Source organism: Ensifer oleiphilus (genome assembly GCF_013371465.1).
In the GTDB taxonomy this organism is placed as follows: domain Bacteria; phylum Pseudomonadota; class Alphaproteobacteria; order Rhizobiales; family Rhizobiaceae; genus Ensifer; species Ensifer oleiphilus.
In genome coordinates, this window is record NZ_JABWDU010000004.1 from 139558 (window position 1) to 151792 (window position 12235).

14 protein-coding genes are annotated in these 12235 nt (G+C 62.3%); 4 read left to right on the forward strand and 10 right to left on the reverse strand.

The features are described 5' to 3' along the window. The first annotated feature begins 63 nt into the window (after positions 1-63). Entirely contained in the window at positions 64-543 is a 480-nt protein-coding gene (locus tag HT585_RS18220) for a MarR family winged helix-turn-helix transcriptional regulator (protein ID WP_176354322.1), read from the forward strand. Beyond that, complete coding sequence (locus tag HT585_RS18225) at positions 540-1778, forward strand: multidrug effflux MFS transporter (protein ID WP_176354323.1); 1239 nt, start codon at positions 540-542, stop codon at positions 1776-1778. The genes HT585_RS18220 and HT585_RS18225 overlap by 4 nt, the downstream gene beginning before the upstream one ends. Positions 1779-1860: 82 nt before the next feature. On the opposite strand, the gene HT585_RS18230 is transcribed toward HT585_RS18225, so the two are convergent. Then, the gene (locus HT585_RS18230) at positions 1861-3078 is read right to left on the reverse strand and encodes an argininosuccinate synthase (RefSeq protein WP_077500872.1); all 1218 of its coding nucleotides are present in this window, start codon (positions 3076-3078) and stop codon (positions 1861-1863) included. Between the two features lie 176 nt (positions 3079-3254). Between HT585_RS18230 and HT585_RS18235 the strand changes: the two genes are divergently transcribed. Continuing rightward, positions 3255-3896, forward strand: a complete 642-nt coding sequence (locus tag HT585_RS18235) for a LysE family translocator (RefSeq protein WP_176354324.1) — start codon at positions 3255-3257, stop codon at positions 3894-3896. A 269-nt stretch (positions 3897-4165) separates the two neighbouring features. Here the strand turns inward: HT585_RS18235 and HT585_RS18240 are convergent, their stop codons facing one another. From HT585_RS18240 to HT585_RS18270, 7 genes are all read right to left on the reverse strand, one after another. Continuing rightward, entirely contained in the window at positions 4166-4960 is a 795-nt protein-coding gene (locus tag HT585_RS18240; RefSeq protein WP_112806617.1) for an ABC transporter ATP-binding protein, read from the reverse strand. Next, positions 4957-5835 (reverse strand): ABC transporter permease, encoded by an 879-nt coding sequence (locus tag HT585_RS18245; RefSeq protein WP_176354325.1) that lies wholly within the window; start codon positions 5833-5835, stop codon positions 4957-4959. Before HT585_RS18245 ends, HT585_RS18240 begins: the two co-directional genes overlap by 4 nt. Positions 5836-6056: 221 nt before the next feature. Further along, on the reverse strand, positions 6057-7010 hold the full coding sequence (locus HT585_RS18250) for an ABC transporter substrate-binding protein (protein WP_077500869.1): 954 nt from the start codon (positions 7008-7010) through the stop codon (positions 6057-6059). Positions 7011-7225: 215 nt separating this feature from the next. After that, a complete protein-coding gene (rlmN, locus tag HT585_RS18255; RefSeq protein ID WP_176354326.1) occupies positions 7226-8461 on the reverse strand; it encodes a dual-specificity RNA methyltransferase RlmN in 1236 nt (411 codons plus the stop codon). 231 nt (positions 8462-8692) lie between these two features. After that, a complete protein-coding gene (locus HT585_RS18260; protein ID WP_112806760.1) occupies positions 8693-9196 on the reverse strand; it encodes an invasion associated locus B family protein in 504 nt (167 codons plus the stop codon). 408 nt (positions 9197-9604) lie between these two features. After that, on the reverse strand, positions 9605-9982 hold the full coding sequence (locus HT585_RS18265; RefSeq protein ID WP_176354327.1) for a YkvA family protein: 378 nt from the start codon (positions 9980-9982) through the stop codon (positions 9605-9607). A gap of 47 nt (positions 9983-10029) precedes the next feature. Beyond that, entirely contained in the window at positions 10030-10347 is a 318-nt protein-coding gene (locus HT585_RS18270; protein WP_115418948.1) for a 4a-hydroxytetrahydrobiopterin dehydratase, read from the reverse strand. An 84-nt stretch (positions 10348-10431) separates the two neighbouring features. On the opposite strand from HT585_RS18270, the gene HT585_RS18275 reads away from it, so the two are divergent. Then, positions 10432-10908, forward strand: coding sequence for a low molecular weight protein-tyrosine-phosphatase (locus HT585_RS18275; RefSeq protein ID WP_176354328.1), 477 nt, complete (start codon positions 10432-10434; stop codon positions 10906-10908). Here HT585_RS18275 and thpR read toward each other — a convergent pair. After that, positions 10845-11435, reverse strand: a complete 591-nt coding sequence (thpR, locus tag HT585_RS18280; RefSeq protein ID WP_077500866.1) for an RNA 2',3'-cyclic phosphodiesterase — start codon at positions 11433-11435, stop codon at positions 10845-10847. The genes HT585_RS18275 and thpR overlap by 64 nt on opposite strands. A 114-nt stretch (positions 11436-11549) precedes the next feature. Beyond that, on the reverse strand, positions 11550-12191 hold the full coding sequence (locus tag HT585_RS18285; protein WP_176354329.1) for an arylesterase: 642 nt from the start codon (positions 12189-12191) through the stop codon (positions 11550-11552). Between the last annotated feature and the right edge of the window lie 44 nt (positions 12192-12235).

The window sequence follows — 12235 nt, forward strand, 5'->3', positions numbered from 1 at the left end:
ACGTTGAAAGTTGGCAAGGAGTATGGTAAGGAAAGCTTATTATATCTCTTGTGAACGATGCTGATGCCGACGAAACTCGAATCCGAAACCATCGGCATGTTGCTGACCGATGTCTCCCGCCTGCTGCGCGGCGCCTTTGACCGCAAGGTCAATGCGATGGACCTCGGCATTACGCCCGGCGAGGCCCGCACGCTGATCCAGGTGGCGCTGACCGAGGGCATCAAGCAGGCGGAAATTGCCACCCGCATGGGCATAGAGCCGATGACGCTGTCGGCTTACCTTGACCGGCTGGAGGCGATGGAGCTTGTCGCCCGTCTGCCAGACCCGGCCGACCGCCGCGCCAAGAACGTCGTCATCACCGACAAGGCCGATCCGTTGCTTTCCGAGCTGATGGCGGGCCTTCGCGAAATGATGAATGCCTATACGGCTGGGCTCGACGAGGCGGCGCGCGAGATGCTCCGCGGCAACCTGCGCATCCTGCGTGAAAATCTGCGCCGGCTCGACCCCTGCGTCGCCGGCAAGGAGAAGGGTGCGAAGGAATGACGCGCCGCATGAGCGAACGGCGCACCAGCATCATCGGCGCCTTCCTGGTGGCCCTCGGCCCGGTCTCGATGGCGCTTTATACGCCGGCCATGCCCGAGCTGGTGCGCGCCTTTTCCACCAGCGAGGCAGCGATCAAGATGACGCTGTCGCTCTATTTCGCCGGCTTTGCCTTTGCCCAGCTCGTTTCCGGCACGCTTTCCGATGTCATTGGCCGCCGCCGCGCGACGCTGATCTTCATGGGGATCTATCTCGTAGGCAGCCTGATGGCCGCCTTTGCGCCCTCGGTCGCGGTGCTGCTTGCGGGCCGCCTGGTGCAGGGTATCGGCGCTTCCGTCGGCATGACGGTGGCCCGCGCGATCGTGCGCGACCAGTTCACGGGACTTCAGGCAGCAAGGATCATGAACATGATCGGCATGATGCTGGCGCTCGGGCCGGCCGTTTCGCCGACGCTCGGCGGCCTGGCGCTCGGCCTCTTCGGCTGGCAGTCGATTTTCCTGCTGATGCTCGGCTTTGCCGCCATGGCTTGTATTACCGTGCAGTTCTTCATGGCTGAGACGGCGGCACCCGATCCGGCCAAGGGGCACCTGAAGCCGATCCTTGCCGCCTATCGCAGGTTGGTGAGCGACAGCCGTTTCATTTCCTCGACGCTCGTCATCGCCGGGGCGGTCGGCGCGCTCTATGCCTGGGCGACGATGCTGCCCTTCGTGCTTATCAACGAAGTCGGGCTGACGCCGACGGAGTTCGGCGTCGGCATGCTGATGCAATCGGGTCTCTTCTTTTCGGGAACGGTGGTGGTGCGCCTGCTGATGCGCCGCTTCACGCCGCAGGCACTGGTGCCGGCGGGCCTCGTCTTCATCGGTTTGGCCAGCCTCGTGCTCGCCTACACCATGCACGCGCTTCCGCCGAGCTTCCTTTCGGTCATGCTGCCGATCGGCGTCTATGCCTTCGGCATCGCCTTCGTCATGCCTTATATGATGACCGCGGCCATGGCACCCTTTCCGGAGATCGCCGGCACGGCATCGGCGATGATGGGCTTCGTCCAGATGGGCTCCGGTCTGCTCGGCGGGGCCATCGCCGCTGCCGTGGGTGTCCCGGTGCTGGCACTCGGCACGATCATTCCGAGCTTCGGCCTTCTCTGCGTGCTCAGCTATCTCTGGTACAGGCGCACCGTGCGGCTGATGTCATTGGCGGTGCCGGCAGATGGCAAGCAGGCCTTGCCGGAAGCGGCTGAGTAACAACGGTCGACTGGTTGCAAAGGCACATGAAAAAGCCTCCGCGACGCGGGTCGCGGAGGCTTTGTTTTTGGGCTCTCGCAGTTTAGCGGTTGCGCGCAGCCAGCGTGCGCAGGCGCAGCGCGTTGAGTTTGATGAAGCCGGCGGCATCCTTCTGGTCATAGGCGCCCTGGTCGTCCTCGAAGGTGACCAGCTTGTCGGAATAGAGCGACTTCGGGCTTTCGCGGCCGGTGACCATCACGTTGCCCTTGTAGAGCTTCAGCGTCACTTCGCCTTCGACATGCTCCTGGCTGCGGTCGATCGCCGCCTGCAGCATCTCGCGTTCCGGCGAGAACCAGAAGCCGTAGTAGATCAGCTCGGCATAACGCGGCATCAGCTCGTCCTTGAGGTGGGCGGCACCTCGGTCGAGCGTGATCGATTCGATCGCGCGGTGCGCCGACAGCAGGATCGTGCCGCCGGGGGTCTCGTAGACGCCGCGCGACTTCATGCCGACGAAACGGTTTTCGACCAGGTCGAGGCGGCCGATGCCGTTGTCGCGGCCATAGTCGTTGAGCTTGGCCAGCAGATTTGCCGGCGACAGGCGCACGCCGTTGATCGAGACGGCGTCGCCGCGCTCGAAACCGACCTTGATGACGGTCGCCTTGTCGGGAGCCGCTTCCGGCGAAATCGTGCGCATGTGCACGTACTCGGGCGCTTCCTGCGACGGATCTTCCAGAACCTTGCCCTCGGACGAGGAGTGCAACAGGTTGGCGTCGACGGAGAACGGCGCCTCGCCCTTCTTGTCCTTGGCGACCGGGATCTGGTGCTTTTCGGCAAATTCGAGCAGGTCGGTGCGGCTCTTGAACGACCAGTCGCGCCAGGGCGCGATGATCTTGATGTCGGGGTTCAACGCATAGGCCGACAGCTCGAAGCGAACCTGGTCGTTGCCCTTGCCGGTGGCGCCATGGGCGATCGCGTCGGCGCCGGTCTTCTTGGCGATGTCGATCAGGTGCTTGGAAATCAGCGGGCGGGCGATGGAGGTGCCGAGCAGATAGACGCCCTCATAGACGGCATTGGCGCGGAACATCGGGAAGACGAAATCGCGGACGAACTCTTCGCGCACGTCCTCGACGTAGATTTCCTTGATGCCGAGCATCTCGGCCTTCTTGCGCGCCGGCTCCAGTTCTTCGCCCTGGCCGAGGTCGGCCGTAAACGTCACGACTTCGGCGCCGAGTTCGGTCTGCAGCCACTTCAGGATGATCGAGGTGTCGAGACCGCCCGAATAGGCGAGAACGACCTTTTTCACGTCTTTATGCGATGCCATGGTTTCCGTCCGTCTGGTCTTGGGAGAGGGCGGCGCGCCGCCTTGGAAATTCTGCGGCACTTTATCCAGAACACGCCTGGATTCAAGCGGAAGAACACGGCATCGGTCGAATCCGCTGGCAAAAGCCGAGGTGCCGGAATACGAGGGGCGACCGAGTGACCCCGGGGATCGCACACATGGACTTTCTTCCCAGCCTGCCAACGCTGTTCGGCTTTGCTGCCGCCACGCTTCTGCTTGCCGCAACGCCCGGGCCCGACATGACACTTTCGATCAGCCGTGCGCTGTCGCAGGGCAAGAAGGCAGCCCTGTTCGTGGTGCTGGGGACGAGCTTCGGCATCGTCGTCCACACGCTGCTGGTCGCCTTCGGTATCTCGGCGTTGATCACGGCCTCGCCGACGGCATTTCTGGTGTTGAAGACCGGCGGCGCCGCCTATCTGCTCTGGCTCGCCGTTCAGGCGATCCGCCACGGATCGACGCTTACGGTCAGGAAGGTGGATGGCGCCGGCGGTACGGCTCTTTCCAACATCTCGTCGGGTTTCTGGGTGAACCTGCTCAATCCCAAGGTCATCATCTTCTTCATGACCTTCCTGCCGCAGTTCGTCAGTGCCAACGATGCGTCGGTGACGGGCAAGCTTCTGTTTCTGGGTGCGCTGTTCATCGTCATCGGCATGCCGGTGAACATGCTGGTGGTGTTTACCGCCGACTGGCTGTCCTCCTGGCTGCAGCGCAACAAGGGTTTCATGCGGGCGCTCGACTACAGCTTTGCCGGCGTCTTCTCGGTGTTTGCCGCGAAGATCTTCATGACGACGGCGCGGTAAGGCGTATCGGACGGTTAGCCCCTCATCTGCCTGCCGGCAACTTCTCCCCGCGCGCGGGGAGAAGAGCGTTTGCCGCATCGTTGTCCGACATCGGCCGTTGCTGAAACATCGTCTGGAGAAGTGTGAAACGGTCTTTGGGTGGGCAACCTACGTCACTGGCCGGAGAGGGCTGAGTGATCGCCACGTGTCTCTTCTCCCCGTCGTGACGGGGAGAAGATGCCTGCAGGCAGATGAGGGGCAAGCTCCGACGCCGCCCGCGGCCGACGCGATCAGCCGATCAAAAGCGCGTCGTCGTCGAGCGTCTGGCCGCGGATGCGGCGGAACATGGCGATGAGGTCCTCGACCTGCAGTTCCTTGCGGCTGTCGCCGGCGACGTCGAGCACAATCTCGCCGCCATGCAGCATGACGGTGCGGTGGCCGTAGTCGAGCGCCTGGCGCATCGAGTGGGTGACCATCATCGTCGTCAGCTTGCGCTCGGAGACGATCTTCTGCGTTAGGTTCATGACGAACTCGGCCATCCCAGGGTCGAGAGCTGCGGTATGCTCGTCGAGCAGCAGCACTTCTGAGCCGGCAAGCGTCGCCATAACCAGCGAGACCGCCTGGCGCTGGCCGCCCGAAAGCAGGTCCATGCGGTCGCCCATGCGGTTTTCGAGGCCGAGATTGAGTTCGGCGATGCGCTCGCGGAAATGCTCGCGGCGCTTCGGGCCAAGCGCTGCCATCAGGCCCCGCGCTTCGCCGCGCTTGGCGGCAAGCGCCAGGTTTTCTTCGATCGAAAGTGCACCGCAGCTTCCGGTCAGTGGATCCTGGAACACGCGGGCGACGAGCCCGGCGCGAGCGGCGGTGCCCTTTCGGGTGACGTCGGTCTTGCCGATCGTCACCTGGCCCGCACTCGGCAGCACGTCGCCGGCGAGAACGCCGAGCAGCGTCGACTTGCCGGCGCCGTTGGAGCCGATGACGGTGACGAAGGAGCCTTGCTCGATCGTCAGGTCGACGCCGTTCAGCGCCTGCTTCTGCAGCGGCGTTCCCTTGCCGAAGACGACCTGGATGTTCTTGACGCTGATCATGCCGCACCTCCGCGACGAAGACGGGGAAGGACGAGAGCGAAGGTCACGAGCACCGCGGTGACGAAATTGAGATCCGAGGCCTGCAGGCCGAGCATGTCGGTCGACAGCGCCAGCTGGATGGCGATGCGGTAAAGGATCGAGCCGAGCACGCAGCCGATCAGCGCGATCAGGATGCCGCGGGCGCCGAGCAGCGTCTCGCCGATGATGACGGCGGCAAGGCCGACGACGATGGTGCCGACCCCGGAAGTAACGTCGGCAAAGCCGTTTGTCTGGGCAAACAGCGCGCCGCCGAAGGCGACGAGTGCGTTGGAGATCGCCATGCCGAGGTAGATCTGCTTGTTGGTGTCGACGCCCTGCGCGCGCGCCATGCGCGCATTGGCGCCGGTTGCCCGCATCGCAAGGCCGGCATCGCTTTCGAGGAAGCGCCAGACGACGATGACGGCCACGAGCACGAGCACACCGATGAACAGCGGGCGAACGTAGAACTCGCGAAGCCCCAGGCCGAAGAAGGGCGAAAGCATCGTATCGGCATTGATCAGCGCGACGTTGGGTTTGCCCATCACGCGCAGATTGACCGAGAACAGCGCGATCATCGTCAGGATCGAGGCGAGCAGATTGAGGATCTTGAAGCGCACATTGAGCATCGCCGTGACGATGCCGGCGGCAGCACCCGCCACCATGGCGACGCCGGCGGCGATCCAAGGGTTGACGCCGGCGATGATCAGCACGGCGGTGACCGCAGCACCGAGCGGGAACGAACCGTCGACCGTCAGGTCAGGGAAATCAAGAACCCGGAATGCGAGAAAGACGCCGATGGCCACGAAGGCGTAGACCAGCCCCAGCTCGACGGCGCCCCATAAAGCGATTTGACTCAAATCCCCGACCCTCTTTTTCCTGCCGCGCGCTTCAAGCTTTTTATATCGGCGCGGCGTCCCCGGTTTGCGCAGGACGCCCGAAGATCCGGCGTCGGCGCAGCTTCAAACTCTACAGCGCCGTGCACCCCGAGGGAAACACGGTGCTCCAATAACGAACCGCCCTCGTATGGAACGAGGGCGGCCAAAACGCAATAAACTTGAACCTGAAAAGGCTCGAAGCCTTATTCTACAACGCGTGTGGCGCGCTTGACGACACTTTCCGGAAGGGTGACGCCCATCTTTTCGGCGGCCTTCTTGTTGATCACCAGGTCGGAACCGGCGGCAACCTTGACGGCGATATCACCCGGGTTTTCGCCCTTGAGGATGCGAACGACGATTTCGCCGGTCTGCTTGCCGACGTCGTAGTAGTTGAAGCCGAGGGCTGCGAGCGAGCCGCGCGAGACCGAATCCGTGTCGGCGGTGAAGAGCGGCAGCTTGGCTTCCTCGGCCACGGCAACCGCACCTTCGAGCGCGGAGATGATGGTGTTGTCGGTTGGAACGTAGATCGCGTCGGCACGGCCAACGAGCGCGCGGGCAGCACCCTGGACTTCGGCCGACTTCGTCGCGGCGGACTCGACCACAGTCAGGCCGGCCTTTTCCGCTTCGGTCTTCAGCACCGCCAGAAGCGATACGGAGTTGGCTTCGCCGGAGTTGTAGAGGTAGCCGATCGACTTGACGTTCGGCAGGATCTCCTTGATCAGCGCCACGTGTTCGGCAACCGGCGACATGTCGGAAAGGCCGGTGACGTTGCCGCCCGGCTTGTCCATGTCCTTGACCAGCTGTGCGCCGATCGGGTCGGACACGGCGGTGAAGACGACGGGGATGTCGCGCGTCGAGGAGACGACTGCCTGGGCCGAGGGGGTGGAGATCGGAACGATGACGTTAGGCGCTTCGCCGGCGAACTGGCGGGCGATCTGCGCAGCGGTTGCCGGATTGCCCTGGGCCGACTCGTAGAGGAACTTGAGGTTCTCGCCTTCCTTGTAGCCGGCGGCCTTCAGCGCGTCCTTCACGCCGTCGCGGGCTGCGTCGAGAGCCGGATGCTCGACGATCGCGGTTACGGCGACAGTCACCTCATCGGCGCGTGCGGGCAGGGTAAATGCCACCGTGGCGGCAAGGGCGATGAGAAGTGAGCGCATGGGTTTCCTCCTGGATTGATTGCCCGCTTTCTTAGGAAACCGGGGCCATGAAATCAATCGATAGGAATTGCATCATTCATCAAAGTTCTTCATCGATCACGGCATGCCTACGGTTGCGGAGGCGCGGATCCACACAATCCGCGGGCGTCGCAATCTCGTCCGATGCGTGAAACGGGAGATGCGGGCGGAAAACCGCGCCGCATCTGCCTCTTCCCTCAGTCCTCGCCGTGATTGGCGATCATCATCGCTTCGAAGGCGAGACGGTCGACCTTGCGCATGCGCTCGGATTCGGACTTCAGCTGACCGCAGGCGGCAAGGATATCGCGGCCGCGCGGCGTGCGGATCGGCGAGGCGTAGCCCGCCTGGTTGATGAAATCGGCAAATTTCTCGATCTGCTCCCAGTCGGAACACTGGTAGTTGGTGCCCGGCCACGGGTTGAACGGGATGAGGTTGATCTTCGCCGGCACGCCCTTCAAGAGCTTGATCAGCTCCTTGGCATCCTCGAGGCTGTCGTTGACGTCCTTCAGCATCACATATTCGAAGGTGATGCGGCGGGCGTTCGACAGGCCCGGGTAGGCGCGGCAGGCGTCCATCAGTTCCTTCAGCGGATACTTCTTGTTGATCGGCACCAGCATGTCGCGCAGGTCGTCGCGCACGGCGTGCAGCGAGATCGCCAGCATGACGCCGATCTCTTCGCCGGTCCTCAAGATTTCAGGCACGATGCCGGAGGTCGACAGCGTGATGCGGCGCTTGGAGAGCGACAGGCCCTCGCCGTCGGAGGCGATCAGAAGGGCGGTCTTCACCTCTTCGAAATTGTAGAGCGGCTCACCCATGCCCATCATGACTATGTTGGTGATCTTGCGGCCTTCGGCCGGCACGATCGCGCCCTGGGGTGTGTCCCGCTCGGGGAAATCGCCGAGCCGGTCGCGTGCCAGAAGCAGCTGCGCCAGGATTTCCTCAGCCGTCAGGTTGCGCACCAGCTTCTGCGTGCCGGTGTGACAGAAGGAACAGGTGAGCGTGCAGCCGACCTGGCTGGAGATGCACAGCGTGCCGCGGCCTTCCTCGGGAATGTAGACCGTTTCGATCTCGACCGGGCGGCCGGCGCCACGGGCAGGAAAGCGCAGCAGCCACTTGCGGGTGCCATCGCCGGAGGTCTGCTCCTCGACGATCTCGGGCCGGGCGATGGTGAAATGCTGCTTCAGCATCTCGCGCATGTCCTTGGAGACGTTCAGCATCTCGTCGAAATCGGAAACGCCGCGCACATAGAGCCAATGCCAGAGCTGGCTGACGCGCATCTTCACCTGACGCTCGGGAACGCCTTTTTCGACCAAGACCTTGGCCATGTCCTCGCGCAAGAGCCCGATCAGCGAAGGCTTTTCGGCCTGCGGCGCGATGCGCGCCTGCGGTGCCCTGACGGTATCCACCCGGTTCAAGATTTCAGTGGCTGCCATGCTCTGGTGTCCTGTCGTACAGAAAACGCCCGTCCGGAGAAGGGTCCGGAGATTGTCCTGATGCTCGAATTGAAATCGGTCGAGCCTTCAAGCGCGGCCAATGGGGCGCGGGGGCTCTGAATTTTCCGGGGCTGTAGCATTGTTTTGGCCCGGAGTCACGCGCAGTCGATCCTGAATGCAAAAAGGCCGGCGTCGGGCGCCGGCCTTCCACTTTGCCTCAGGGGCGAAAGCTTACTTGCAGGCTTCGATCTGCTTCAGCGCAGCCGAGATGCCCGACAGCGAATAGGCGTAGGTGGTCGTGGTGCCCTTGCGCGACTTGGCGTTGACCGACATCGCCTTGCCGGACTTCATCGCCGCGACGAGCGCCGGCTCTTCGGCGGCGTTCTCGACCCAGGCGGAGTTGCCCTTGGTGAACATCACGAAGGTGCGGCCGTCGATGACGACGTTGACCTTGGAGTTCTCCTGCAGCGGATAGCCCATCATCGCCTGCGGCTCGTAGCTGATGTTCTGGCCCGGGCGCTGGGAAACGAGGAAGAAGATGTCGCCGTGGTCGACGCCAGCAGGGCTCTTTTCCTTCGGCACCGACAGCACGTAGCAGACCTTGCCGCCGCCGGAATTGTAGGAATAGGCGCCCCAGGCGTTGAACTGCTGGATGCGCGTGGGAGACTGGGCGGCAGCCATGCTGGCGGTTGCCAGAACGAGTGCGATTGCGGTTGCGATCTTTCTTACAAACATGAGGTCCTGCCGCTTTTCTTGCTTTTCGATCACCCGAAACAGGTCAGACGGGCGACGCGTAGTCATGATTTCATTTGTTGTGACTTAATTCAGGTTACCAAACCGTCAACGAGGGCCAAAATCCGCTGGTTTCAGCCCCGAAACGAAGCATTTCTGGGCTTCGCTCCAGCATCCGCAGATCCGCCGTCCGTTGATTTTCGAAGCACTCCCTAGGCGTCGACTATTCGCCGCCTCGGATCGCTCTTGCGGATGGTTTCCTGCCACAAGCCATTCCAGACAGCGTTTCGCCTCAACCAAGACGCTTCGACGTGCGCTGCCCCGAAATGTCTATGCCACAAAGATTCGGGCAAGAGTTTGACTTTTGGGCAGGAATACGGCGGCCATGCGGATGGGCCGCGTTTTCCGCGGTCATTCCCCGGGATTGTCGGCCAGGGTTTCGTCGGCCTTGAGGTAGTGGGTTTCCTTGATCTGCCCACTGATGGCGGCGAAGGCGGCGGTCAGAACCGCGACGTCATCGGAAAAGCCGACGACGGCGAGGAAATCGGGAAGGAAGTCGAGTGGCAGCACGAAATAGGCGAGCGCCGCCAACAGGATGCCGCGTGTGCGCGTCGGCGTCTTTGGGTCGATGGCGCAGTAATAGGCGGCGACGAGTTCGCGGCTGAACGGTATCTGCCGGGCGGCGCGGCGGAAGGTCGGCCAGAAACGTCGCTTGACGCGCTTTTCCCTGCGCTCCTGTTCGGACTCTTCGCCGGGCAGGAGAATTTCACCAATCTTTACGTCGTCCATCGCCTCTTTCCGATGTTGCAACGCTCACAATATGGGACGTGCCGGCGTTATTTCAAATGGTCGGGCATGCGACCGGCGGCCGCCTTGTCCATTCTGGTGGCCAGCTTGAAGTCGAGATCCGTCAGGCCGCTGGCGTCGTGCGTCGTCAGCGTGACGTCGACGCGATTGTAGACATTGAACCATTCCGGGTGGTGATCGAGCTTTTCGGCAACGATCGCCATCTCCGTCATGAAGCCGAAGGCCTCGACGAAATTCTTGAAGCGAAAAGCCTTCCAGATGGAGGCGCCGTCTTCGGCCCTGACCCACCCTTCCATCTTGTGCAAATTCTCCGCGATCGTCGCCTCGTCGAGTTTCTCCGGCCTCATCCGTTCCTCCCAGCTCAATCCCTGTTCGAAGGCTGCATGGCCGCGTATATGTCGACCTGCCCCTATCTCCTTGAAATGGATAGCATGAAACCGATCCGAATTCTTTTCGTTTGTCTCGGCAATATCTGCCGTTCACCGCTGGCCGAAGGCGTGCTTCGCGAATGCGCCGCACGGCAAGGGTTGGGTTCGCAGATCACGGTCGATTCGGCGGGCACGGGCGCATGGCATACCGGCGATCCGCCGGATCGCCGGTCGATCGAAGCGGCCCGTCGCCACGGTATTGATATTGCGGGGCTTCGCGGACGCAAGGTTTCGAAGGCCGACTTCGAGGCTTTCGACCTCATTCTCGGCATGGATAGAGAAAACGTCAGCACTCTTCGCCAGATTGCGCCGACCGGTCTCGACGGCAAAATCGACCTGTTTCTCGCCTACGCCTCGGGGCGGGACCAGGACGTTCCTGATCCCTATTATGACGGCCCTGAAGCGTTCGAACGGCTCTACCAGATGTTGGAAGCCGGATGCTCGTCGTTGCTCGACAGGCTCGAAGAACGGGCCTCGTGAAGCGGAAACACCTCTTCGGTGAGGTAAGGTCCGCCGCCGACCGAATCGCGTGACGACAACAGCACGAAGCGTGAAACGGTGAAGGGCGAGGCCATGAAGTTGCCGCGGCCGGAGAGATATTCGACCACATCCTCGACGCGGCTGGAGCGCAGCCTTGCAAGCGTGACATGCGGCGTGAACTTGCGCGGATCCGCCGGCAGCCTGAGCCGCTGGCAGATGCGCTCGATTTCGGCCTGCAGCGCATACATTTCCGGGTGATTGCTGACCCCGGCCCAGACGGAATGCGGTTTCTTCGAGCCGAAGGCGCCGGTGCCGGTGAGTTGCAGCTGGAACTCCGGTCTTTCGATCCGGTCAAGCTTGTCGATGATCTCGTCTGCGGTGCGCCAGTCGACATCACCAATAAAGCGCAAGGTGATGTGGTAGTTCTCCACATCGATCCAGCGAGCTCCGGGAAGTCCTCCGCGCAGCAATGAAAGACTCATCGCAACATTGCGCGGAATTTCGAGGGCGGTGAATAGTCTCGGCATGGCGAGCTCCCCGAATCTCTTGCAGATGTCTCAGCGAATCACGCATCGAGTCTGCAGGCAACTACTATTTGACGCTTGCGAATATTAACACTCTCTTAACTGTGGATGATTTGTTCACTCCGCCTTTGCCAATGTTGCGATGAAACGTTCGACGGTGGGCAGCGCCTTCTCGACCATCATGCCGACGCCGTTGCCGTTCGGGTGCATGCCGTCTTCAAGCTTGAGAGCCGTGTCTGTGACCACGCCATCAAGGAAGAACGGGTAGAGTTCAAGGCCGTATTTTTCTGCAAGTTCCGGATAGATCGGGTTGAAGCGGGCGGCATAGTCGGCGCCCATGTTCGGCGGTGCCATCATGCCTGCGAGCAGGACAGCGATGCCGCGCTCCTTCAGCCGCGCGATCATTGCCTCCATGTTCTTCCGGGTTTCCTCCGGCGGGATGCCGCGCAGCGCGTCGTTGGCGCCAAGCTCAAGGATGACGCCCCTGGTGCCATCGGGGATCGACCAGTCGATGCGGGCGAGCCCGCCGGAACTGGTGTCGCCGGAAACGCCGGCGTTGGCCACAGTCACATCGAGCCCCTTTTCCTTCAGCGCCTTTTCAAGTCGGGCCGGGAAGGCATCCTCGGGCGGCAACTGGTAGCCCGCCATCAGGCTGTCGCCGAAGCCGACGAGGCTGATCGTTTCGGCCCGTGCGGTCGCTGATAACGCAATTGTCATTGCGAGCCCCAAGAAAAACCGTTGAAAACCTTTTAATGCCATGGGTCTGTTCCTAAATCGCGGGAGCCGTTTTCGTGTCCTCTTTC

Bases quoted from the DNA above. Each gene is read 5' to 3' on its own strand.
- HT585_RS18230 (WP_077500872.1), bottom strand. From the start codon at position 3,078: ATGGCATCGCATAAAGACGTGAAAAAGGTCGTTCTCGCCTATTCGGGC.
- HT585_RS18265 (WP_176354327.1), bottom strand. From the start codon at position 9,982: ATGGACGACGTAAAGATTGGTGAAATTCTCCTGCCCGGCGAAGAGTCC.
- HT585_RS18275 (WP_176354328.1), top strand. From the start codon at position 10,432: ATGAAACCGATCCGAATTCTTTTCGTTTGTCTCGGCAATATCTGCCGT.
- HT585_RS18260 (WP_112806760.1), bottom strand. From the start codon at position 9,196: ATGTTTGTAAGAAAGATCGCAACCGCAATCGCACTCGTTCTGGCAACC.
- HT585_RS18250 (WP_077500869.1), bottom strand. From the start codon at position 7,010: ATGCGCTCACTTCTCATCGCCCTTGCCGCCACGGTGGCATTTACCCTG.
- HT585_RS18285 (WP_176354329.1), bottom strand. From the start codon at position 12,191: ATGGCATTAAAAGGTTTTCAACGGTTTTTCTTGGGGCTCGCAATGACA.
- HT585_RS18225 (WP_176354323.1), top strand. From the start codon at position 540: ATGACGCGCCGCATGAGCGAACGGCGCACCAGCATCATCGGCGCCTTC.
- thpR (WP_077500866.1), bottom strand. From the start codon at position 11,435: ATGCCGAGACTATTCACCGCCCTCGAAATTCCGCGCAATGTTGCGATG.
- HT585_RS18235 (WP_176354324.1), top strand. From the start codon at position 3,255: ATGGACTTTCTTCCCAGCCTGCCAACGCTGTTCGGCTTTGCTGCCGCC.
- HT585_RS18270 (WP_115418948.1), bottom strand. From the start codon at position 10,347: ATGAGGCCGGAGAAACTCGACGAGGCGACGATCGCGGAGAATTTGCAC.
- rlmN (WP_176354326.1), bottom strand. From the start codon at position 8,461: ATGGCAGCCACTGAAATCTTGAACCGGGTGGATACCGTCAGGGCACCG.
- HT585_RS18220 (WP_176354322.1), top strand. From the start codon at position 64: ATGCCGACGAAACTCGAATCCGAAACCATCGGCATGTTGCTGACCGAT.
- HT585_RS18240 (WP_112806617.1), bottom strand. From the start codon at position 4,960: ATGATCAGCGTCAAGAACATCCAGGTCGTCTTCGGCAAGGGAACGCCG.